The following is a 24,386-nucleotide window of genomic DNA, read 5'->3' as shown; positions in this document are numbered from 1 at the left end:
GGTGAATGGGGGAGAGGATATTGGGAGAGAAAGAATATCAAAAAAAGTTTTATCTGGTGCGAGAAGATGTTCTACCCGAAGCAATGAAAAAGACATTGGAAGCAAAAGAGTTAATTGAGCGGAAAAAGTCCGTTTCTATTTGGGATGCTGTCCAACAAGTTGATTTAAGTCGTAGTGCGTTTTATAAATATCGAGACACAGTTTTACCTTTTCACAGGGTTGTAAAAGAGAAAATTATTTCGTTGTTCTTTTATCTTGAAGATCGGCCAGGGTCTCTTTCTACTTTATTAGCAATTGTTGCCAAGCATGCTTGCAACGTATTAACCATACATCAAACGATTCCTTTACAAGGACGAGCAAATGTAACTCTGTCACTGGATATCGCGAATATGAATGATGAAATTGATGATCTCCTTGCCGAACTGAATCGACTGGAATTTGTTGATCGAGTTGATGTATTGAGCTCAGGTGGGTAATCACATCAGAAGGAATATTCAACTAAATGTCATTTAGTTGAATATTCAGCGGAAAAGATGAATTAGAATGTTGTAAAAGAAACACCTTATCCAGAATCATGGTCTGGTTAAGGTGTTTCATTTTCATCGACTAGTATCCCTGTGGCTTTTAATTCTTTTTCCGCTTTTTCGATAGCTTCCTTACTAGGCGCTGCTATCGTATGTAAGTGAATACCTGATGTGAGATCCGCCAAAAGGGAGGAATTCGTTAATTTTACTTTATTGAGGAAATGTTCCACTTCTTTTCGATTAGAGACCATAAGAGAGGCAGTAAGATCTCCATAAATGGGATGTTCGACAGCCACAGTCTTTACTGTGATGCCGTGATCGACTAAAATATTCAGTTCCTCTTCTGTTTGGCTACGTGTGTGTAAGCAAACGATGGTTTTTTCAATAAGGAGATTTTCCTGAGGGGAGCGCATATACAAATAGCCTTGACTTGTAGCAATAATAGGGATATTCCGTGCCTTCAATAAATTTATATCTCCAACGATAACTTGTCTACTGACCCCAGTTTTTTCGGCTAACTCACTTCCTGTAATGGGAGCATTCTTTTCTTTTAATAAGGAAAGTAATGTTTCTCTTCTCTCTTCTCCAAGAATTTTTCTTCCTTCCTTCTTCATTCAATCCCTCCATTCCATAATCTAAGCCTATCTTATCATATTCTTCGCTTCTTCATCATTATTTAGCAAGGACAAACTGGATTTGTCATAAATAACCGCCCAATCTCATAAGTTTTGATGAAGATTATTAGCATTTTGCCCAATCATTCATACACTATATAGACTGAGCTTGAGGAGGGAAAATTTGTGAAGATCCATATTGTACAAAAAGGAGAAACATTATGGAATATTGCCCAAAAGTATGGTGTGAATTTTGATGAACTAAAAAAGTTAAATGCACAATTGTCCAATCCAGAAATGATTATGCCGGGAATGAAAATTAAAGTTCCTGGTCATTCAGGTGGAGGGGCGAAGGAGAAACCGGTTCATCACCAGCCATCGGGACAAAAGGAAATGCCTAAGGCAGAACACCCTTTTTCGCCTAAAAAAGAAGCACCGATGCCCGTTGCGAAGCCACCGAAGGAAAAGCCAAAAAAAGAAAAACCGCAGTATATCTATCAACCGGTAATGCCTCAACCACAGCCATTACCAGAAATTGATATTAACAATTATTATACGATGAATATGCAACAAATGCAGAGTCAACAGATGCAACAACCGGTGCCTCCAAAGGAAAAGCCTGTACAACATGAAGAGGAATCTCCTATACAGGAAATGCCAGTTCAGCAACCTATGTATGGGTGCTATCCGATGCCACAACCGTGTTTTGATCCTTGTTACCCGTACCCACAACCGCAGCCATATCAAGGATATATGATGCCACAAGTACAAGGGATGATGACAGGGGCTCCGATGATGCCTTATCAACCTCACATGCAGATGCCTGGTTATGGCCCGCAAATGCAATGGGAAGTGGATGAATCTTCGGATGACTATGTAGGAATGCAACAACCATATTATGGTGGGACACAGCATCAAATGGAAAGTTCTTCCGATAATCAGCATATGGGGATGATGCATGGTATGGCTCAACCTTACCACCACCCTGGTATGCAAATGGCTGGCTTCCAGCAACCGATGCCACCACAAACTAATTATATGAATCAAGCAGGGGGGGATTGTGGGTGTGGAAATCAAATACCTCAGTTCCATCCACAACCCTATGGCATGCAAGGGCAGCCAATGCCTATGCAGGGGCAAATGTATCGAGGATATCCACCTGTAGGAACAGCGATACCGCCCACTTACGCTATGCCTGTTCGACCCAATCAAGGGGAAGGAAATGAATAATAATTTTTCAGAAGAAAGAGACGGGATACAACGCCGTCTCCTTCTTTTATTAAGGGAGAATTTTGAACTTCCTTTTGTTCGAATCAAACCAATAAAAAAAATGGTATGGCAAGCTAGTACAAAAAATCAACATTGGATTTTGAAAGAATTTTCTACATTGTCCCTTTTTGCAAGACAAGTATCTTTTACAGAAGAATTAAAGAAGAATGGCTTTACCCAGACCTATTCCATCCACCCGAAACCAATTATACTAAGCGATAGAGTTTTTGGGCTCATCCAATTTATCGAAGCTGGGGCAGGGGGGAACATTAATTATCAGCATAGACCTGATATTAAGGATGTTTTCTTATTACTGCAAGCATATCATCATGCAACCAGCACTATATCCAATACCGTAAGAGAGCAAATGCCTGTTTTTGAACAAATAAATAAATGGAAAAAAAGATTAACCGACTTTAGGCAGACACTTTCTCTATATACCCAGCATCCGCTCCGTTCTCAGTTAAGTTATTTTGCAGATCTCGGCGATTGGGCTCTTGATAAAATGCAAAAGCAGGCTTCCTTTTTCACGGAAGAACCCCGTTGTATTATACATGGCGATGTCGCTAGTCATAATTTTATTCGTGATAAAAAAAATCGGTTATGGCTAATTGATTTTGATTTAATTGCTTTAGCACCAGCACATATTGATTATTTGCAGCTTTCTAATCGGATTCTCCCCCATCTGAATTGGGAGGTTGAACGTTTATTTTCATTTCAGCCTATCCAGCCATTCAAAACAAAAGCAGCATTTATAACAGCCCTTGTGTACCCAACAGATATTTTTAGAGAGTGGCTGCATTTTACACGGAGTCATTCACTTGAGCAAAAAAGAAGATGGCCAATGATGGAGACTCTATTACTTAAACAATTTAAGCAAAGAATGAAATTTAATAAGGAGATCATGAAGAAAGTTGAATCTTTATAATATGTGTGGAAAGATTGCTCGTTATTCCAACTTTCGATATAGTTAAGGAAATGAAGTCATGGGAGAGGGGAGTTTAACATGGCAGGACATTCAAAATGGAAAAATATTCAAAATAGGAAAAATGCACAAGATGCCAAACGGGGAAAAGTATTTCAAAAGTTAGCCAAGGAAATCTATGTGGCCGCGAAATTGGGTGGTCCTGATCCAGGTACAAATCCTTCCTTGCGACTTGTGGTGGAGAAAGCAAAGGCAGAAAATATGCCTAATGATAATATCGGGCGGGCGATTGACAAGGCAGCTGGGAACAAAGATACGGAACATTATGAAGAGATTATCTATGAGGGATATGGCCCAAGTGGTTCAGCTGTGATGGTGATGTGTTTAACCGATAATAAAAATCGAACGGCGACAAATGTGAGAGTGGCATTCAATAAAAATGGCGGGAATCTTGGTGAAACAGGCTGTGTCGCTTATATGTTTGATCGGAAGGGATATTTAGCTATAGATCGTCAAGATATAAATATAGTCGAAGATGATATGCTTTTATCAGTCATTGAAGCTGGTGGCGAGGAAATGGAAACAAGCGAAGAAGCTTTTGAAATTTATACAGATCCTGAAAGCTTCATAGAGGTAAAAGAAACTCTAGAAAACCAAGGCTTTACGTTTGCCACTGCTGAAATCACAATGGTGCCACAAACCTATACGCAACTTGAGGGTGAACAAGCGGAGAAAATGCAAAAATTGTTAGATGTGCTGGAAGATGATGACGATGTACAGGAAGTGTATCATAATTTTGCAAATGAATGATAAGGTGAAATTTCAACCAGTGGGGATTTTTTTATCCTCACTGGTTTATTTAATATTAGGATTGAAATCCGAATGAAGGTCTGCGGCTTGGACACTTTTCTACTTTAAGGATAGCCCCAATCATGACTTATAAATACTGCTCTATTTTTGGGGAACAATATCATCGAGGTGTCCAAATGCTAAAAAAGATTCTGGTTTATATCTTTGCTTTTCATTTTATTGCAACAAACGCTATGGCGCAAACTAACCTGCAAATAGAAATATTCGATATACAGCAAGGTAAGGTTATAAAATATGTACAAAAAGACACAGATATACAAGAAGAAGTAGGGAAATTACTTGAAGGCATAACAGGTGTATATGTTCATCACAACCCGATTCCAAATAAAGGGTGGATGATGAGAATTCCTTTGGAGCCTAATATTATGATGAAAAACCAATGGTTTGATGATCTTGTAGATGAGGTAATTATTATTTTTACTGGTCAAGAAAGTCCATATTTAATGATGTTTGATGGGGAAAATAAACCATATTTCTTCACATTTGAGGGCAATACAGCAAATTTAATGGCATTATTAAACTTTAAACCATAGACCTAGCCATGGACTGATGTGCTATCGCAATGAATACATGCAACCCAGAAGCAACTCTCTCCATTTTACAGTTCAATTATTTGGGAATTCAGATTCCTGCGTGGGAATATGAAAAGAGTCAAAATAAAAATTTGGATATGAATGTTATTTTATGGGCAATATAGATTCTAAGAATTAAATTTATAGGCAAAGAGGTGATCCGTATGAAACTTACGGGAAAATTGCTTATTTCATTTATGATCTTAGTAGTAGTGAGTTTAGCGAATCAGCCATCATTAGCTATGCAGAGGGCTCAAGCACAATCAACATCTGAGGAAGAGCCAGTTTACATTCCTGAAAGTCCGCTTGAGATTGAGGTTTTGCTAAAAAGGAAATATTTAGATGGCGACATAAGTGAAGAAATAGTAAGCGAAACCATATGGGCACTAGAAGATTTTTGGTCTAAATATGAAAAATGGCAGCTAATTGATATAGATGAAAAACGAGTTACTTTTGAAAGGGAAGTAAATGATATCTCCCCCTTATTAAAAGTCAATGGCTTCTTTGGTCTGCAAGAGGACGGTACCTTATCGATTTTTAATGGCAGCCCTGATCAAGAAGATATTATCCATTCCTTTTTTCAAATTGATATGAAAAAATTAGAGGGGAATAAAAGAGAAGAGCTTAAGAAGGGAATCCCGATCCAAACAAAAGAGACCTTTACAGAAGTATTAGAAACAATGAAACAGTATTCAACTGAAAAGAAAAGCCTGACTTTTTAGGGAGTCAGGCTTTAAGTTTGCAGTAACAGAAGGAATTTTATCCCTCATTAATGGACAGTTTTATGTTACAATAAAGGTTAGTATGAAAGAGGAGAGAAACTAGTGTACGAGTATATAAAAGGGATAATTGAACACATTGGACCTGAGTATATTGTGTTAGAAAACAATGGGATCGGCTACCAAATTTTAACGCCTAATCCATTTGTTTTTTCAAAGAATCAGGATGTTGAAACGATTGTTTATACATATCAACATGTTAGAGAAGATCTTATCGCCTTATATGGTTTTACGACATTTGAAGAAAAGATCCTATTTAAGAAGCTTTTGAATGTCTCAGGGATTGGCCCAAAAGGAGCTTTGGCCATTTTGGCTTATGGAGAACCGGCACAGGTGATCCAGGCAATTGAAAATGAAGATGAGAAGTTTCTTGTTAAATTTCCTGGTGTAGGAAAGAAAACAGCGAGGCAAATGATCCTTGATTTAAAAGGAAAATTACAAGATGTTGTGACTTTACCTGAAGTGGCTGCGACTGTTCAAAAAGAAGAGACTGTAGTAGATGATGCTGAAGATGAGTTGAAAGAAGCATTATTAGCATTGGGCTCACTTGGCTACTCCGAACGTGAATTAAAAAAGGTCGAACCAAAATTACAGGGGAAGGACTTAACAACAGATCAGTATATTAAACAGGCTTTACAATTATTGATGATTTGATAGATGAGGATATTCAAAAAGTCCGGTGAAAATGACACTGCAGGATATATGATCTTCGACTAAGTATCGGTACATCATGTGTCGAACGTCGAGGTCAGTGCAAGTCCGCCTTGAATTTTCGACATACAGGAAGGATGTACTAATGTCGGCGTTGTCAGCGTAGTCACCGACTTGGTCCTTTTTATCCTTCTTTTTGAACATTCATTAGAAAGGAAGAGATGGGATGGAAGAACGAGTATTATCTAGCGAAGCAATAGTAAATGATCTTTCTTTTGAACAGAGTCTCCGTCCACAAACTTTATCCCAGTATATCGGACAAAATGAAGTAAAGAAAAATTTAGCTGTTTTTATTGAAGCAGCAAAATTAAGAAAAGAAACATTAGATCATGTGCTTCTCTATGGGCCGCCAGGACTTGGGAAGACGACTCTAGCTGTTGTGATTGCTAATGAAATGGGCGTCAATGTGCGGACAACTTCTGGACCTGCTATTGAAAGACCTGGTGATTTAGCAGCTATCTTAACGTCTCTTGAACCAGGAGAAGTATTATTTATCGATGAAATTCATCGTTTGCCTAGAGCAATTGAAGAAGTGTTATATCCCGCAATGGAAGACTATTGTTTAGATATTGTCATCGGAAAAGGGCCAGAATCTCGATCTGTTCGCCTTGATCTTCCACCTTTTACGCTTGTAGGGGCAACCACAAGAGCTGGTTCTGTCTCAGCACCCTTACGCGATCGTTTTGGGGTATTAAGTCGTTTAGAATATTATACTGAAGATCAATTAACAAATATTATCCATCGTACAGCGGAAATATTAGAAACAGAGATTGAGGGGCAAGGTGCAATTGAAATTGCTCGGCGCTCACGTGGAACGCCAAGGATTGCAAATCGATTATTGAGAAGGGTTCGTGATTTTGCGCAAGTGAGGGGAGATGGAGTGATCACTCAACAACTTGCAGATCAAGCCTTAGAGTTATTACAGGTCGATCGTTTAGGTCTTGATAATATTGATCATAAGCTTTTAAAAGGGATGATTGATAAGTTTCGAGGAGGACCGGTTGGATTAAGTACTATCGCCGCGAGCATCGGGGAAGAAGCGATGACTATAGAAGATGTCTATGAACCTTATTTAATGCAGATCGGCTTTCTGCAAAGGACACCAAGAGGAAGAATGGTGACAGAGCTTGTGTACGAACATTTTCATTTAGAGGTGCCGGAACAGTGAATGGGACGGCAAAAGCTCTCATGATCATAGGAGGAATTATTTTTGCGGTCGGCTTTATTGCGCAATTTGTAAAAATAGGTAAACTGCCTGGAGACATAATTGTAAAGAAAGAAAATTTCACATTTTACTTTCCAGTTGTAACATCCATACTCCTAAGTGTAATATTAACAGTGGTTCTGTATTTGATTGGGAGGTTTAGATAGTTGTGAAATTGGATCAATTTGATTTTGAATTACCGGAAGAATTAATCGCACAAGTCCCACTGGAAGACCGATCCTCCAGTCGTTTGATGATTTTGGATAAGCAAACAGGAAAGGTCACACACGAGACTTTTCATAACCTAATAAGCTTTTTACGCAAAGGTGATTGTTTAGTTTTAAACGATACTAAGGTGCTCCCTGCGAGATTATTTGGTTTAAAGGTTGAAACAGGTGCGAAGGTTGAAGTATTATTGTTAAAACAATTAAATGGGGATCAATGGGAAACATTAGTAAAGCCTGCTAAGCGCTTGAAAAAAGGCATGACAATAACATTTGGGGATGGTCAGCTAAAAGCTGTCTGCCAAGATGAATTAGAGCATGGCGGCCGTATTCTTGAATTTCAATATGATGGAATTTTTTATGAAGTGCTCGATCAACTTGGTAAAATGCCGCTTCCCCCCTATATTAAAACGCAACTTGACGATCAAGACCGTTATCAAACTGTTTATGCAAGGGAACGAGGATCGGCAGCAGCTCCCACAGCTGGATTGCATTTTACTGAAGATCTTCTTGAGGAAATACGCGAAAAAGGGATACATATTGCCTATATTACCCTTCACGTTGGATTAGGGACATTTAGACCGGTTAATGTTGATGATATTGAGGAACATGACATGCATTCAGAGTTTTATCGAATGTCGGAAGAGACCGCGGCTTTGTTGAACCAGACAAGAAAACAAGGGGGAAGAATTATTTCGGTTGGTACGACTTCTACAAGAACCCTTGAAACCATTGCATCTGCTCATAACGGTCATTTTACAAAGGGGAATGGGTGGACGGATATTTTCATTTACCCTGGTTATGAATTTAAAGCTATTGATGGAATGATCACAAATTTCCATTTGCCAAAATCGACTCTTATTATGCTTGTGAGTGCTCTAGCTGGTCGTGAGCAGGTCCTTCATGCGTATGAAGAAGCAGTAAGAGAAAGATATCGTTTTTTTAGCTTTGGAGATGCCATGTTGTTGATTTAAGTTTGAGTGCATGTTCAAATAGGAGAATAAAAAGGACCAAGTCGGTTAAAAGCACTGACGTCAACGTTCGACACAGGATGTGTCGGCACTTAGTAGAAGAGCATATATCCTGCAGAGTCATTTTTACCGGACTTTTTGAACATCCTCATAGAAAGAGAAAGGATTGGAAAGCTTGAGCGCGATCACTTATGAATTAATAAAAACATGTAAACAAACAGGAGCAAGACTAGGGGTCTTACATACCCCTCATGGATCATATGAGACCCCTATGTTTATGCCTGTAGGAACACTTGCAACAGTTAAGACGATGTCACCTGAAGAATTAAAAAAAATGGGGGCAGGTGTGATATTAAGTAATACTTATCATCTTTGGCTCCGGCCTGGTCATGAACTTATAAAAGAAGCAGGTGGTCTTCATTCTTTTATGAATTGGGATCAAGCGATCTTAACAGATTCAGGTGGATTTCAAGTCTTTTCTTTAAGTGAGTTTAGAAGGATTGAGGAGGAGGGTGTCCATTTTCGCAATCATTTAAATGGGGACAAACTGTTTCTTTCTCCGGAAAAATCAATGGAAATTCAAAATGCCCTTGGCTCAGACATTATGATGGCATTTGATGAATGTCCACCATATCCTGCTACTCATGATTATATGAAGAAATCAGTTGAACGAACTTCTCGCTGGGCAGAGAGATGCTTAAGCGCTCATAATCGAACAGAAGATCAAGGACTTTTTGGAATTGTCCAAGGCGGAGAATTTGAAGACCTTCGGAAACAGAGTGCTCGTGATTTAGCATCCCTCGATTTTCCCGGTTATGCCGTTGGTGGTTTATCCGTTGGTGAACCAAAGGATATTATGAATCGAATGTTAGAGTTTACCACTCCATTATTACCTAGTAACAAACCGCGTTATCTTATGGGCGTTGGCTCCCCGGATTCATTAATTGATGGAAGTATTCGAGGAATTGATATGTTTGATTGTGTATTGCCAACAAGAATTGCTAGAAATGGAACTTTGATGACTTCGAATGGTCGCTTAGTCGTAAAAAATGCAGCTTATGCCCGTGATTTTAATCCAATCGATGAAAATTGCGATTGCTATACGTGTAGGAATTATAGCAGAGCCTATATTCGCCATTTAATAAAATGTGACGAAACGTTTGGAATAAGACTTACGACTTACCATAACTTGCATTTTCTGTTAAAATTGATGGAGCAGGTCCGACAAGCGATAAGAGAAGATCGCCTAGGTGACTTCAGAAAAGATTTTTTTGAGCGTTATGGATTTAATTCTCCAGACGCGAAAAATTTCTAATATAGATTTTATAAGAAAAGGAGGGTTTTTATGGAACAATTAATCGGTTTATCACCTTTTATTATTATGATCATCTTGTTTTACTTCTTATTGATCCGGCCAAATCAAAAGCGTCAAAAGGCTGTGAATTCAATGCAAAGCAGCCTACAAAAAGGAGATAAAATTGTCACGATTGGCGGCTTACATGGTCGAATCGAAGCATTGGATGAAGGAACTATTGTAATTAAATGTGGCGATGGCAGTAAACTTACATACGATCGTAATGCGGTCCGTGAAGTGTTAGAATCAAATAATAGTGTACAATCCTAAATCTTGTAAAAAGAAGCTGCTCAATGACAGCTTCTTTTTTCTTTATTTATGATCTGAATTGGATAAAATATTTACCCCGAGAACCCCTCCCATTGTAGCTGTTAAAATATAACAAATGTGATAAATCAATTGTTCTAAGGAGAATAAAGAGCTATGTCCTAAAAATTGGTAAGATAAAAGGATAAGCGAGTATAATATCCCTGTGGCTCCTCCAATGACCCAACCTTTTTGTTTTCGTTTTCCTCCACTTATAAAACCACCGAAAAATACAGCGAAAAATGAAATGATTGTAATTAATAGGCTTACAGATTGTTCTTGTGTATTACTAAAATACAAAATGAGTGAAAAAATAAGACTGGATAGTACTGCAAAAACTAGGATGGTCATTAATCCATAAATAATTGAAACAGCAAAGTTTTTCATTTCGATTCCCAATCTCTCCCTTCTACCAACAACGTATATCCCTCTGTACAAGCATATTCACAAAAGAGTTTTTTAGAAGTACTTGTCTCTCTTTTTTAATAGGATTCATAAAAAGAAGATTCTTTCATAATTATGTTTTTTCCTCACATACTAAAAATGCTGATAAAAAAGGGAGGATAGTGATATGGAAAACGTTTTTGTGATTATTGGGCGAGTGCTTATATTATATGCGGTCATATTTATTATTTTTAGATTGATGGGTAAGCGAGAAATTGGTGAGCTAAGTGTTTTAGATCTTGTTGTATTTATTATGATGGGGGAAATGGCGGTTATTGCGATCGAGCAACATGAGGACCCTTTAGCACATACTATTATTCCAATGGTCACACTTATGTTGATTCAATTAGGATTAGCTGTTATTTCCTTAAAAAGCCGTAAATTCAGACGATTAATGGATGGTAAACCTACATTAATCATCAATAAAGGAAAAGTGGATGAGAAAGAAATGAAAAAGATCCGCTATAATTTTGACGACTTGCTTATGCAGTTGCGGCAAAAAGATATTACAAATATTGGCGATGTTGAATTTGCTATACTTGAGACTTCGGGCGAACTTTCGGTCATTAAAAAAGATAAAAAGACTAAGACAGGTTCTTACACAATTCCACTTATTTTGAATGGAAAAATTCAAACAGAACATTTAGATGAGGTAAATAAAGATGAATCTTGGTTAAGAAAAGAATTAGAACGACGCGGTCATCAAGATATTGAGCAAATTTCCTTTTGCAGTTTTCAGGACGGAAAGTTTTTTATTGATTACGATGATTTAAAATCATGACAACGTCGTTAAAAAGTCTCACTCTTACAGGAGGATCGGCTTTATGGTAGGGATGCAGACGAAGCGACATGACGACACTGTTTAGTCTGCCGCCAGGACGGCAAGAACTTAGCATTTCTTCCTTGATCAAGGCGCTTGCGCTTTTGTTCTTATTAAGGAAACTATAAAATTGTCGCTTGTGGATAACTGTTTACCTTGTGGTTGGTGTCTAGCTCCAGGCGCCATCGGCTCGAGGCTCGCAGGAGCGAGTCCATCGGCGTTGCGCCAGGACGGCGCGAACTTAGCCGATGTTCTGCATAATAACCTGAGCCAATGAAAGGCAAAGAACGCCTTTCTTTGTCTCAGAACATTTGCTTGTCGAAGGTAGCGGGCGCCTTGCGCTTTTCTTGTTATCTAAGAATCCGATTAAACCAAGGCAAGCGAATGAGGTCGTTTCTTGTTAATAATTTAAAACAAAATATAAATATCAGATAGATGAAAGTGACGAGCACAATCCCAATGGCCAAGAAAGGGAGAGTAGGGTATTGTTCAAGCACATATTGCATATAAAGAATACCCGAAATCCCGGATAATAAGGTGGCCAAAATAAATTTTGTATACATACCTAAATAGACAGTGAATTGTATTTTTTTCAGTACGGTCGCAAAATGTAAAAGTGTGACGAGTACTGTTCCTGCGGCCATCCCTAGAGCGACGCCATTTATACCAAATGCCGGTTGTGAAGCAAATACAAAGATAACGAGTATTTTTAAAACTGAACCGATAAGACTATTGATCATCGCTGCACTAGCTAAATTTAGCGCTTGTAATATGGCACCGAATGGCCCTTGGAAATAGGTGAATAAAAAGAATGGAGCCAGAAATTGAATGAACTCATAACCATCGGAACTCCCGTAAAACCATTTCATCAAGGGTTCAGCAAACACATATAAAATCACCGTCGATAAACAGCCAGCCATTAAGACGAAACGTAAAGATTGCTGAAAGCGGTATTCTACCATCAATTGGTTTCTATTGGCATTGGCCTCACTAATAGCTGGTACTAGAGAGGTGGATAATGAATGTGTAAAGAAAGAGGGGAGGGATAATAAAGGTAAAGCATACCCCGTTAAAAGCCCATATTGCTTTGTCGCTATCCCGGCTGCTATTCCAGCTAAGAGCAGGCTCTGTGAGACAACAATCGGTTCTAGAAACCAGGTAACCGATCCAATCAATCTCCCACCGGTTGTCGGCAAGGCTACATGCATAAGTTCTCCTAATGTTTTCTTTCCATCATGCACAGATTGAAAAAACCTTTTACGAACTCTAAATTTTTTCTTTGCTTTAAACATAATAAATAAGTAAATAAACGAAGCTAGTTCACCAATAACGGATGCGCCCATTGCTGCCGCAGCCGCATATTCAATCCCCATTGGCAGAAATTGTTTTGCCAGAACGGCGATTAAAGAGATTCTGACAACTTGCTCTAATACTTGAGCAATCGCCGAGGGCTTCATATTCTGTTTTCCTTGGAAATAGCCACGAATAACCGATGAAACAGCGACAATCGGGATAATCGGGGTAATGGCCATCAATGGATACAGTGTTCTCGGGTCTGTGAATAAGGTCTGGGATAAGAGCGGTGAAATCAACATTAAAGTGGGTGTGAAAATGAGTGATAATGTCCCAGTTACAGCTAAAGAAACTGCTAATACCTTTTTCGTTTTCTTTCGATCCCCTTTGGCTTCCGCTTCTGCAACAGCTTTTGAAATGGCAACAGGCAGCCCCATTTGTGTAATGGTAATAACAAGAATAAGGGTAGGATAAGACATCATAAATAATCCGACCCCTTCTGCTCCAATCATACGAGCAATCACAATCCTGTTTATAAAACCAAGAAGTTTTGTGATAAGTCCTGCAGCCATTAAGATGATTGTTCCTTTTAAAAATTTATTCATTTCCTTCCCTGCCTTCTCAAAACTGTTCCATTGGATTACAATGAGTATATGCTAATAGGTGGACAAAGCATGACAAGTTATCTGTGAACATTTAATAAAACGGGGGCGGAGACGATGAACGCAAAACAAGAACATCCTTATGATTCTTACTTTCATATACTTGACCTTGCATTACAAAGTAAAATCGAAGAATTTACTGTTTTAGGCTATGGGACTATTGAGAAAAGGGATTTATGGACGTTTCTTATACAGAAGAAATGGAAAAAATATAAAGAAGGTATTAGAATGTATGAATTAGTCTCAGATGTTCTTTCGGTGAAAATAGGGGATTATATGAATTTTGCGACCGTTGAGGCCTATAAATCTCCAGATTTATTCTCGGATTTAGATTCTAATGAATTAGAAGAATTGCTCCATACTAAAGATAAAGTCGATTAAATAAGCGATGAAATACATACAGAAATGATTGACAGCTTTTTTTTACTGATTCATAATAATCATATTGACTTCATTCTGAGAGTTTACATATAGGTTTTTGTGTTCATTATGGCGAGGAGGATTTATCAATAATGGTAAAAAGAAGTAGAATTGTTGTTTTTTTCCTAATTATCCTGTTATTTGCGGGTTTAGGTGGGTCAACAACAAATGCGATTTTAAAAAATATAAATTTAGGCCTTGATTTGCAAGGAGGCTTCGAAGTCTTATATGAAGTAGAAGCTGTTAATGCAGATCAAAAAATAGATAACGATACTCTTATACATACGACAGAAGCATTAAATAAACGGATTAATGTTTTGGGCGTAAGTGAACCCAATATTCAAATAGAAGGAACGGACCGGATTCGTGTACAATTGCCAGGGGTTGAAGACCAAGACCAGGCAAGAGAAACACTCGGTACGCAAGCTGTTTTAACCTTTAGAGATGTTAATGACGAGGTTAAATTAGATGGAACAGATTTAGTAGAAGGTGCGGCTGAACAGTCGTTTAAAGCAAACACGAATGAGCCAATTGTTCTAGTTGAAATGAAGGATCGGAAAAAGTTTCGTGATGTTACACAAGATATTGTTGATATGGCACCGAATAATGTTCTAGCAATTTGGCTGGATTTTGAAGAAGGTGTGGACTCTTACAAAGAAGCGTCTAAAACTGGCAGTTCTAAGTTGCTCTCCGACCCGTATGTAAGGCAAGTTTTTAATGATACAAGTGTATCAATTGAGGGGAATTTCACAACACAAGAAGCAAAAGATTTAGCCAATCTTTTAAATGCAGGAGCATTACCTGTAAAATTGAAAGAGGTTTATTCTACTTCAGTCGGAGCTTCGTTTGGAGAACAGGCTTTAAGTAAAACGGTGAATGCAGGTATTTTAGGTGTTTTGCTTATTTTTATCTTTATGATTGCTTATTATCGCCTACCTGGTCTAGTTGCAACCGTGACACTCTCCATTTATATCTATTTAATACTGCTGGTGTTTGATTTAATGGGAGCTGTATTAACCCTTCCTGGAATTGCTGCATTGATACTGGGAGTCGGGATGGCAGTTGATGCGAATATTCTGACATATGAACGGATTAAAGAAGAATTAAAAGTGGGAAGAACGATTTCATCAGCTTTTAAAGCGGGAAGTAAGTCATCCTTTACAGCTATTTTAGATGCTAATATTACTACATTAATTGCTGCGGGCGTTTTATTCTATTTTGGAAACAGTTCTGTTAAGGGCTTTGCAACGATGTTAATTGTCAGCATCTTAATGAGTTTCTTTACAGCTGTTTTTGGTTCGAGATGGTTGCTAAGCCTATTAATCGATAGTCGCTTTTTTAAAGAGAAACCAGGCTGGTTTGGTGTGAAACGTGGAGCTATTTTCAAATTAACCGAAAATAAAACAACACATGATTTGGCAACACCATTTGATCGCTTTGATTTTGTTAAACATCGAAAGAAATTTTATATGTTTTCATCGATTTTAATTGTTGGTGGAATTATTGTTTTAGCAGTCTTCCGCTTGAATTTAGGAATTGATTTCTCAAGTGGGACAAGGGTTGAAATTGATGCAGGAAAGCCTATCACTACTGAAGAAGTTAGTTCTGATTTGAAAGAGTTTGGCATCGATACGCAAGATATCGTATTGGCTGGTAATAACAATGAGATTGGGGTTGCGCGTTTCAAAGATGAAGTATTGGATCATGAAGAAGTCGCTCAATTAAAAACATACTTTAATGACAAGTATGGGAAAGAACCAAATATAAGTACAGTTTCCCCACAAGTAGGGAAAGAACTAATCAAGAATGCTTTCTTTGCATTGCTCTTTGCAGCGATTGGTATTGTAATTTATGTGTCCTTCCGTTTTGAGTTCGCAATGGGCTTTACGTCTATAATAGGGCTACTTCATGACGCATTCTTTATTGTCGCGGTATTTAGTTTGACCCGGTTGGAAGTTGATTTAACCTTTATTGCCGCCGTATTAACGATTGTTGGTTACTCAATTAATGATACAATTGTTACTTTTGACAGGATAAGGGAGAACATGACAGCAAAACGCCGTTTGAAAACGAAAGAAGATATTGCGATGGTCGTGAATCAGGGTTTACGGCAAACATTGACACGCTCGATTAATACAGTATTAACGGTTATTGTAACAGTTGTTGCTTTATTAATCCTAGGGAGTGAGTCGATCCGTAACTTCTCCTTTGCTTTATTAGTAGGGTTACTTGCAGGAACCTATTCGTCCATCTTTATTTCAGCCCAACTATGGTATGATATGAAAGTAAGAGAGTTAAAGAAGAAAGGGCCAATCGACACGGTCAAAGAGAAAAAGAAATGGACAGATGAGCCACAAGTATAAAAAGTAAATCATGTGTATCGATTTTTTGCATAAGAAACGTTGATAGCCAAGGTGAAACCGCAGGATACTGCGGTTTTACCTATTAATCCAAGTCCACTTATTCTAGATAGGAAAAACGGAAATTAATGAATAATCCTCATTTACATAATGTCTTCGTTCTTCTTAGTCCGTATAAACCAATCAAATGAAGAAAGATCCAATTTTTAAAGGAGTGAAAAGATGTTACAGCCAAGTAGTCGCTGGATCGTGCGGGAAACGAATCAGCAGCTAACCAATGAATTATCACAACAACTCGATATTGCTCCTCTTGTAGCAACCTTGTTAGTGAATCGAGGAATATCTACGAAAGAAGAAGCACAATCTTTTATGTATGCAGAAAGAGAAGAGCTATATGATCCTTTTCTTTTTTCAGATATGGACAAAACAGTTGAACGAATCCAACTAGCCATTCATGAACAGCAGCCAATCTTGATATTCGGCGATTATGATGCCGATGGTGTTACAAGTACAACCGTTCTGTTAGAAACTTTATCAAAAATGGGAGCCAATGTTACTTATTATATACCCAATCGTTTTTCAGAAGGATATGGACCAAACAAGGAAGCTTTTCAGAAAGCATCCGAAGATGGGATACAATTAATCATTACAGTCGATACTGGCATTGCCGCCTTAGATGAAGCGAGGCAGGCAAAAGAATTAGGCATTGATTTAATTATTACAGATCACCATGAAGCTGGGGAAGAGCTCCCAGAAGCCTTTTCGATTATCCATCCAAACATTCCAGGCTCTACATATCCATATGCAAACTTAGCTGGAGTGGGGGTTGCTTTTAAGTTAGCACATGCTTTAAATGGAGATATTCCAGAAGATTTACTTGATCTAGTAGCAATTGGAACGATTGCGGATTTGGTCCCTCTTTATGGGGAGAATCGCACACTTGTCAAAAAAGGTTTAAAGAAATTAGCGAATACCCCGCGTCTTGGCTTACAAGAGTTATGTGAATTAGCAGGGAATACCATTTCTGAGATCAATGAAGAAACAGTTGGATTTACGATTGGCCCGCGTTTGAATGCTCCTGGCAGGCTAGAACATGCCGGTCCTGCTGTTCAACTGTTACAGACCCATAATGCCTCAGAGGCAAAAATGCTAGCCGCAGAGGTGGATCAGATGAATAATGAACGTAAGCATATTGTCTCATCCATTGCTGATGAGGCGATTCAAATGGTTCATGATCATTTCGACCTTGCGGAAAACAAAGTCCTTGTTATTGGAAAAACAGGTTGGAATGCAGGGGTTATCGGGATTGTGGCTTCTAGATTAGTAGAGAAATTTTACCGGCCAACGATTATTCTAAGTTTTGATGAAGAAACGGGGATGGCGAAAGGATCTGCAAGAAGCATACAAGGCTTTAATCTCTTTGATAATTTATCCACTTGTTCTGACATCCTTCCTCATTTCGGTGGGCATGCCATGGCAGCAGGAATGTCTTTAGCAATTGATGATGTTGATACACTGCGGCAAAGATTAAACAATTCAGCTAAGGATCAATTGAACACGGAAGATTTAATACCCATAACAGAAGTAGATGCAGCCATTTCACTCACAGAGATCGATCTTAATTCTATCGCCCAATTAAATCACTTGGCTCCGTATGGAATGGGGAATCCTAAACCACAAATCTTGATTGAAAAGGCAATGATTACATCAACTAAAAAAATCGGTGCAAACAAAAATCATTTGCGTATGACCCTAGCACAGCAGGATCAATCTCTTGATGGGATTGGATTTCATCTGGGACATCTTGCCCCAGATCTCTCACTTGGAGCTACGGCATCTGTTATCGGGCAACTCTCTATAAATGAATGGAATAATCAGAGGAAGCCGCAGATATTCTTGAAAGATGTCTTGATTGAGGAATGGCAACTATTTGATTTACGGGGAAATCGCCAATTTGAACACTGGATGACTTATTTAAAAGAAAAAGAAGGATTGTTTATCTTTTTTTCAGAAAAGCATTTTAAGGCATATGGCGCTAATCTCGAAAGCAAATGTATAACAGAGAAAGAAGATGCCGAACATTTAGATATAAATGGAAGAAATATCATCTTATTTGACCTACCGTCACAAATTTCATGGATAGAGGCGCTTGTAAAAGATAAAATGCCGGCAGCGATCTATACCCATTTTCTACAAGAAGAAGCTCACTTTTTTGCGACTGTACCGACGAGAAGTCATTTTAAATGGTATTATGCATTTCTATTAAAAAGAGGGACCTTTGATCTGAAAAAATATGGAAAAGATCTAGCTACTCACCGTGGCTGGTCCAAAGAAACCATTTTATTTATGTCAAAAGTGTTTTTTGAACTAGATTTTGTTACAATAAAGGATGGGTTCATTAAAATAAATCCCCAAAAAGGAAAAAGGGATTTAGATGATTCACCTACATACAAAATCAAGTTAGAACAAATAAAAGTGGAAAGGGAATTTACTTATTCCACATATGATGAACTAAAAAAATGGTTTGATGAGAGGCTTGCACAAAAGGTGCTGGCAGAGGAGGAAGTAAGCACATGGATTTAAAACAATTTATCACGATCGTACCTGATTGGCCACAAGAAGGGGTAGTATTTAAGGATATTACAACTTTAATGGATAATGGGGAAGCCTATCATTATGCAACAGATCAAATTGTTCAGTATGCAAAAGAAAAAGAAGTGGATGTTATAGTCGGCCCAGAAGCTCGGGGCTTTATTATTGGTTGCCCTGTGTCCTATGCATTAAGCTTAGGATTTGCTCCTGTTCGAAAAGATGGAAAGCTACCACGCGAAACAATCAAAGCCGATTATGGCAAAGAATATGGGAAGGATATATTAACCATCCATAAGGATGCCATTAAGCCAGGCCAACGCGTGTTAATAACAGATGATTTATTAGCTACAGGCGGAACCATTCTTGCAACGATAGAACTAGTCGAAAAATTAGGCGGGATTGTCGTTGGAATCGCTTTCTTAATAGAGCTTTCCTACTTGAACGGAAGAGAAAAGCTTGATCGTTATGATATACTTTCATTAATGACGTTTTAATTCATATAGTCAGGGCTGTCCAATGTAACTTACTCTCAAGCTAAGAGGAACATTGTGACAGCCCTCCTTATTCTTTAAGACCAGAGTATCAAAAACATACAGCTCTCGGCTATTCATCTAATACGGATAGTTAGTCTATATGAAAATGGCTGTAATCAAATTCTTTTGAAAAAAAGTGTCATTTTATTCCAGAATGTCTTAATATTCGATAATATAGATAGTAGAGCGTGTTCAAAAAGGAGGATAAAAAGGACCAAGTCGGTTAAAGACGCTGACGTCCTGTCAGCAACACCGACACTGGTACATCCTGTACGTCGAAAGTTCAAGGCGGCGTAGCTTTGAGCAGCGGAACGTATGCAGTTAATACGTGAGTAGCGGAAAAGCAAGCCAACGAAGAAATTCGCAGTGTCATTTTTACCGGATCTTTTTGAACATCCACTAGTAACACGACATGGTAATTATTATTTAAATAAAAGGTGATCCTCATGGCAAAAGACCAAAACATATCGGCAGAAGATGTACTCAATAAGACAAGTGAATATTTAAATGAGGAAAACGTTGCGTTTGTTAGAAGGGCTTATAAGTTTGCTGAGAATGCTCATAAAGATCAATTTCGTAAATCCGGTGAACCTTATATTATCCATCCTATTCAAGTGGCTGGCATTCTAGCTGACTTAGAGATGGATCCAGCAACAATCGCGGCGGGTTTTCTTCATGATGTGGTAGAGGATACGGAAGTGACGTTAGCTGATATTTCCAATGATTTTTCCAGTGAAGTAGCGATGCTCGTTGATGGAGTCACAAAACTAGGAAAAATTAAATACAAATCACATGAGGAACAACAAGCTGAAAACCATCGGAAAATGTTTGTCGCTATGGCTCAAGATATTCGCGTGATCCTAATTAAGCTAGCTGACAGACTTCATAATATGCGAACTCTAAAACACTTACCAGCTCCTAAACAAAGAAGAATCGCGAACGAAACACTTGAGATATTTGCTCCACTTGCGCATCGTCTCGGTATTTCAAAGATTAAATGGGAACTAGAAGATACGGCTTTGCGCTATTTGAATCCACAGCAATACTACCGAATTGTCAACTTAATGAAAAGGAAAAGAGAAGAGCGAGAGCAGTATTTAGAAGACGTCATGACAAGCGTAAAAGCAAAATTAGACGAGATGGAAATAAAGTCGGAGGTGTATGGACGGCCTAAGCATATTTATTCCATTTATCGTAAAATGGTTGTTCAACATAAGCAATTTAACGAAATTTATGATTTATTAGCCGTGCGGATTATTGTCAATAGTATTAAAGATTGTTATGCCGCTTTAGGAATCATTCATACTTGTTGGAAGCCAATGCCTGGTCGCTTTAAGGATTATATTGCGATGCCTAAGCCCAATATGTATCAGTCTCTTCATACAACAGTGATTGGGCCAAGAGGTGAGCCTTTAGAGGTGCAAATTCGTACGAAAGAAATGCATCGTATTTCTGAATACGGGGTTGCAGCCCACTGGGCTTATAAAGAAGGAAAAACCAATGATTCAAAAGACACATTGGATAAAAAATTGAGTTGGTTCCGTGAAATTCTTGAGTTTCAAAATGAAACGGATGATGCAGAAGAATTCATGGAATCTTTGAAAATAGACTTATTCTCGGATATGGTTTTTGTTTTTACGCCAAAGGGTGATGTCATCGAACTCCCAGCTGGTTCTGTACCAATTGATTTCGCCTATCGTATTCATTCTGAGATCGGGAATAAAACGATAGGGGCTAAAGTGAATGGTAAGATTGTAACACTGGACTATAAGTTGAAAACAGGCGATATTATTGAAATATTAACGTCGAAGCATTCCTATGGACCTAGCCAAGATTGGTTAAAGCTTGCCCAAACTTCCCAAGCAAAAAATAAAATCAAACAGTTTTTTAAGCGGCAGCGTAAAGAGGAAAATATAGAAAAAGGCCGAGAATTAATAGAGAAAGAAATAAAAGAGCTAGATTTTGAAGTGAAAAAGGTTATGACATCTGAAAATCTTCAAAAAGTGGCCGACAAATTTAATTTTTCAAATGAAGAAGATATGTTCGCGAGTGTAGGGTATAATGGTATTTCTGCCCTCCAAGTGGCAAATCGCTTAACTGAAAAATTAAGAAAGCAGCGAGATCAAGAAGAAAAAATAGAAGAAATAATGATAGCTGAAACGAAGACAGACTCTCGTCCTAAACGCCATGATGCAGGTGTAAGAGTGAAAGGAACAGATAATCTTTTGATCCGTCTTTCGCGCTGTTGTAATCCTGTACCTGGAGATGACATTATCGGCTTTATTACAAAAGGTAGAGGTGTTTCTGTTCATCGTGCTGATTGCCCAAACATTGATACAGAGGGAATGAGTAATCGTCTGATTGAGGTAGAATGGGAAACAGCTACCCATCAGCACAAAGAGTATAAGGTTGATATTGAAATTACTGGATTTGATCGTAGTGGAATTCTAAATGAAGTTTTACAGACAGTCAGTGCAACGAAGACAAATATCACAGCTGTTACTGGACGAGCTGATCGCAATAAAATGGCGACGATTCTGATGACCATTTCTATTCAAAATATTAGCCATTTGCATAAGGTTGTCGATAAAATCAAACAAATACCGGACATTTATTCCGTACGTAGGATTATGAATTAAATCGCATGTTCAAAAAGGAGCAAGGCGACTAAAGCCATTGACATTAATCACCATTGGCCGAGATGCCTTTGCCGAACTTTTTGAGCATTTTCTTAAAGGGGTTTATCTAGAATGAAGGTTGTCTTGCAAAGATGTAAAAAAGCAAACGTTACGGTAAATGAAGAAGTTGTAGGGGAAATCGGGCGTGGGTTCATGTTATTAGTTGGTTTTCAAGAAGGAGATACAGTGCAAGCTTGTGAGTGGATGGCCGAAAAAATCTTTCATCTGCGTGTATTTGAAGATGAAAATGGGAAAATGAATCGCTCTTTATATGATGAAGAAGGTTCTATTTTGTCTATTTCTCAATTTACACTCTATGGGGATTGCACGAAAGGGAGGCGTCCTAATTTCATGAAAGCGGCCAAGCCCGAAGAAGCAGAAGCATTGTATGATTATTTCAATAATATTTTGCGAGAGAAAGGGCTGCAGGTTGAAACAGGCGTTTTTGGCGAAATGATGGATGTATCGCTTGTGAATGAAGGACCTGTTACATTGGTTCTTGAAAAATGAATATTATAGCAAAAAAGGAGCTATCCAAAAGTTCAATGACCTACTTTTGGAGGCTCCTTTTTTAAATTAGAAGTGAATAGTTGATTTACGCAGAAGTGCTTTTTTTCCGGGAGAAAATGTCAAACCATTTCAGCTTGAATAATATGATTAATAATTTTTTAGGTGTGTCTGATTTCACAGGAAACTGGCTTTATATGCCGTAGAAGTATAGCAATAGGTATTCCAAATATATTGAATGTTTAAAAGCATAGAAAAAGAAAAATAGATGGGGCCAAGCATAAAGGGAAATCACAGGCTTTGATTCGTGCGTCAGCCTGTGATGTTTCATGTTCGAACTCGAAATATTCCCGTTCTATTCATCAAAATACTTATTCAATCCTTTAACAACTGCATCGGTTACTTGCTCGTGGAATGATTGGGAATTCATAATCTTTTCTTCATGAGCGTTACTGATATATCCTAATTCTAGCAAAATGGCTGGTTGTAAATTCTCTCTTAGGACGTAAAAGTCCCCAGAACGGGCCCCGCGATCATGCAGCTCGACCATATTTGTAATTTCATTATGGATTGTTTGTGCTAAAACCTTATCTTGCTCATTATAATAGTAAGAAGTATGCCCCACAACTTGTTGATCTTCAATACTGTCAAAATGTAAACTGATAAAGGCATCTGCCTGTTCATAATGTGCTTGTTCTGTCCTTGATTCTAAGCTAACATACTTATCTGTGGAACGAGTAAGAACGACATTGAAGCCTGCCTTATCTAATTTACGTGCAAGCAGATTTCCTACTTCCAAGTTTAGAGTTTTTTCAAGACTTCCATTGACACCAGTGGCCCCTTGATCTCTTCCACCATGCCCGGGATCAATCACGATTGTTTTAGCACCTGGTTTTCCTTTGAATTGTAGATCCCCTTCATAGGCGCTGACAATCCAACTTGCTACATATCCTGTTTTTCCACTAGCATACTCAATTTTATACCAGTCACCTTTTTTTTCTAACGGATAAAAGGTATCCCCTGCTGAAACTTGTGTCATAATTTTGGATTTTAAGGCAGGTTTTTTCCGGACATTCGTCCCGTCATACAAAATTCTAATCGGATTTTCATCAGTTGTAGCAGATACACGTTCTTCTATACTTAAATAGGCACTATTTACCCAGGCTTTCTTAGATTGATATTCAATTTGGCTCCAGTCATTTTGTTCTCCAATTTTTTTCACTTGATCCCCTTGGTGAAGAACCCCAATTTTCGAGCTAGTTGAATCTGCTTCAGCTCTAACATTCAAAATATCGGTATTGACTGTTGCCATTACAGTCTTTGCTTTCGCTTGTTGTTCCGCTAACGAGCTTGCAATCCAACCAGTTTGATTGGAACTCAATTTAATTTTATACCAGTCATCTTTATGATCTATTAGAGTATAGGTTTCCCCCTGATGAATTTGGGTAACAATAGAATAAGTTGTCCCAGGTTGTTCGCGAACATTGACAATCTCACCTGTAATCGTCACTTTTTCGGAATCTGCTGATGTGACAGGAGAAAAATACATAATAATTGCTACAAATAATGCTGTGATTGTTAAAAAAGTCATTCTTTTTTTCACCGCAAATAAAACCGCCTTTCTAATGAGGTAAGAAAGTATAAATTTGGCTAGTGTTTGTATCTAGCTCCATGCGCCATCGTTTCTAGGCTCGCAGAAGCGAGAATCCGTCGGCGTTGCGAACTAGTGCAGACGAAACAACAGGACGTCGCGT

23 protein-coding genes are annotated in these 24,386 nt (G+C 38.2%); 19 read left to right on the top strand and 4 right to left on the bottom strand.

Annotated elements, in window-relative coordinates; all coding sequences use genetic code 11:
• The first annotated feature begins 5 nt into the window (after positions 1-5).
• Complete coding sequence (locus KI375_RS07585; protein WP_212972899.1) at positions 6-476, top strand: ACT domain-containing protein; 471 nt, start codon at positions 6-8, stop codon at positions 474-476.
• A 107-nt stretch (positions 477-583) separates the two neighbouring features.
• On the opposite strand, the gene KI375_RS07580 is transcribed toward KI375_RS07585, so the two are convergent.
• Complete coding sequence (locus KI375_RS07580) at positions 584-1,138, bottom strand: transcription repressor NadR (protein ID WP_212972898.1); 555 nt, start codon at positions 1,136-1,138, stop codon at positions 584-586.
• A gap of 186 nt (positions 1,139-1,324) precedes the next feature.
• On the opposite strand from KI375_RS07580, the gene safA reads away from it, so the two are divergent.
• From safA to yajC, 11 genes are all read left to right on the top strand, one after another.
• The gene (gene safA / locus KI375_RS27920; RefSeq protein ID WP_212972897.1) at positions 1,325-2,368 is read left to right on the top strand and encodes a SafA/ExsA family spore coat assembly protein; all 1,044 of its coding nucleotides are present in this window, start codon (positions 1,325-1,327) and stop codon (positions 2,366-2,368) included.
• Positions 2,361-3,335, top strand: coding sequence for a phosphotransferase (locus KI375_RS07570; protein ID WP_212972896.1), 975 nt, complete (start codon positions 2,361-2,363; stop codon positions 3,333-3,335). The genes safA and KI375_RS07570 overlap by 8 nt, the downstream gene beginning before the upstream one ends.
• Positions 3,336-3,413: 78 nt before the next feature.
• A complete protein-coding gene (locus KI375_RS07565; RefSeq protein ID WP_212972895.1) occupies positions 3,414-4,142 on the top strand; it encodes a YebC/PmpR family DNA-binding transcriptional regulator in 729 nt (242 codons plus the stop codon).
• A gap of 176 nt (positions 4,143-4,318) precedes the next feature.
• Complete coding sequence (locus KI375_RS07560; protein WP_212972894.1) at positions 4,319-4,735, top strand: hypothetical protein; 417 nt, start codon at positions 4,319-4,321, stop codon at positions 4,733-4,735.
• 203 nt (positions 4,736-4,938) lie between these two features.
• On the top strand, positions 4,939-5,496 hold the full coding sequence (locus KI375_RS07555; protein WP_244852406.1) for a BofC C-terminal domain-containing protein: 558 nt from the start codon (positions 4,939-4,941) through the stop codon (positions 5,494-5,496).
• Between the two features lie 102 nt (positions 5,497-5,598).
• Positions 5,599-6,207 carry a Holliday junction branch migration protein RuvA gene (gene ruvA, locus KI375_RS07550; protein WP_212972893.1) on the top strand — a complete coding sequence of 203 codons (609 nt, stop codon included), beginning with the start codon at positions 5,599-5,601 and terminating at the stop codon, positions 6,205-6,207.
• Positions 6,208-6,430: 223 nt separating this feature from the next.
• Positions 6,431-7,432, top strand: coding sequence for a Holliday junction branch migration DNA helicase RuvB (ruvB, locus tag KI375_RS07545; RefSeq protein ID WP_212972892.1), 1,002 nt, complete (start codon positions 6,431-6,433; stop codon positions 7,430-7,432).
• Positions 7,429-7,635, top strand: coding sequence for a DUF2905 domain-containing protein (locus KI375_RS07540; RefSeq protein WP_212972891.1), 207 nt, complete (start codon positions 7,429-7,431; stop codon positions 7,633-7,635). The genes ruvB and KI375_RS07540 overlap by 4 nt, the downstream gene beginning before the upstream one ends.
• A 2-nt stretch (positions 7,636-7,637) precedes the next feature.
• Positions 7,638-8,666, top strand: coding sequence for a tRNA preQ1(34) S-adenosylmethionine ribosyltransferase-isomerase QueA (gene queA / locus KI375_RS07535; RefSeq protein WP_212972890.1), 1,029 nt, complete (start codon positions 7,638-7,640; stop codon positions 8,664-8,666).
• A 172-nt stretch (positions 8,667-8,838) separates the two neighbouring features.
• The gene (gene tgt / locus KI375_RS07530; protein WP_212972889.1) at positions 8,839-9,978 is read left to right on the top strand and encodes a tRNA guanosine(34) transglycosylase Tgt; all 1,140 of its coding nucleotides are present in this window, start codon (positions 8,839-8,841) and stop codon (positions 9,976-9,978) included.
• Positions 9,979-10,008: 30 nt separating this feature from the next.
• Positions 10,009-10,287, top strand: coding sequence for a preprotein translocase subunit YajC (gene yajC, locus KI375_RS07525; protein WP_212972888.1), 279 nt, complete (start codon positions 10,009-10,011; stop codon positions 10,285-10,287).
• Between the two features lie 42 nt (positions 10,288-10,329).
• Here yajC and KI375_RS07520 read toward each other — a convergent pair whose 3' ends face one another.
• Entirely contained in the window at positions 10,330-10,722 is a 393-nt protein-coding gene (locus KI375_RS07520) for a TIGR04086 family membrane protein (protein WP_244852404.1), read from the bottom strand.
• Positions 10,723-10,894: 172 nt separating this feature from the next.
• Here KI375_RS07520 and KI375_RS07515 point away from each other — a divergent pair, with 172 nt between their 5' ends.
• Positions 10,895-11,548 carry a DUF421 domain-containing protein gene (locus KI375_RS07515; protein ID WP_212972887.1) on the top strand — a complete coding sequence of 218 codons (654 nt, stop codon included), beginning with the start codon at positions 10,895-10,897 and terminating at the stop codon, positions 11,546-11,548.
• A gap of 389 nt (positions 11,549-11,937) precedes the next feature.
• On the opposite strand, the gene spoVB is transcribed toward KI375_RS07515, so the two are convergent.
• Entirely contained in the window at positions 11,938-13,485 is a 1,548-nt protein-coding gene (gene spoVB / locus KI375_RS07510) for a stage V sporulation protein B (protein ID WP_212972886.1), read from the bottom strand.
• Between the two features lie 114 nt (positions 13,486-13,599).
• On the opposite strand from spoVB, the gene KI375_RS07505 reads away from it, so the two are divergent.
• The 6 genes from KI375_RS07505 to dtd all read left to right on the top strand — a co-directional run bounded on the left by KI375_RS07505 (position 13,600) and on the right by dtd (position 22,635).
• Positions 13,600-13,923: a post-transcriptional regulator gene (locus KI375_RS07505; RefSeq protein ID WP_207451558.1), complete on the top strand. Its 324-nt coding sequence runs from the start codon at positions 13,600-13,602 to the stop codon at positions 13,921-13,923.
• Positions 13,924-14,054: 131 nt separating this feature from the next.
• Positions 14,055-16,325, top strand: a complete 2,271-nt coding sequence (gene secDF / locus KI375_RS07500) for a protein translocase subunit SecDF (protein WP_212972885.1) — start codon at positions 14,055-14,057, stop codon at positions 16,323-16,325.
• Positions 16,326-16,544: 219 nt separating this feature from the next.
• Entirely contained in the window at positions 16,545-18,905 is a 2,361-nt protein-coding gene (gene recJ, locus KI375_RS07495) for a single-stranded-DNA-specific exonuclease RecJ (RefSeq protein ID WP_212972884.1), read from the top strand.
• On the top strand, positions 18,896-19,408 hold the full coding sequence (locus tag KI375_RS07490; RefSeq protein WP_212972883.1) for an adenine phosphoribosyltransferase: 513 nt from the start codon (positions 18,896-18,898) through the stop codon (positions 19,406-19,408). The genes recJ and KI375_RS07490 overlap by 10 nt, the downstream gene beginning before the upstream one ends.
• A 485-nt stretch (positions 19,409-19,893) precedes the next feature.
• A complete protein-coding gene (locus KI375_RS07485; protein WP_212972882.1) occupies positions 19,894-22,086 on the top strand; it encodes a RelA/SpoT family protein in 2,193 nt (730 codons plus the stop codon).
• Positions 22,087-22,197: 111 nt separating this feature from the next.
• Entirely contained in the window at positions 22,198-22,635 is a 438-nt protein-coding gene (gene dtd / locus KI375_RS07480; RefSeq protein WP_212972881.1) for a D-aminoacyl-tRNA deacylase, read from the top strand.
• Positions 22,636-22,987: 352 nt separating this feature from the next.
• Here the strand turns inward: dtd and KI375_RS07475 are convergent, their stop codons facing one another.
• On the bottom strand, positions 22,988-24,235 hold the full coding sequence (locus KI375_RS07475; protein WP_212972880.1) for an N-acetylmuramoyl-L-alanine amidase family protein: 1,248 nt from the start codon (positions 24,233-24,235) through the stop codon (positions 22,988-22,990).
• Positions 24,236-24,386: the final 151 nt, after the last annotated feature.

The sequence above is a fragment of the Bacillus sp. J14TS2 genome (assembly GCF_018333015.1).
Lineage (GTDB): Bacteria > Bacillota > Bacilli > Bacillales > Bacillaceae_C > Lederbergia.
Note: the sequence above shows the minus strand (reverse complement) of the source record. Positions and strands in the feature narration are given on the sequence as shown.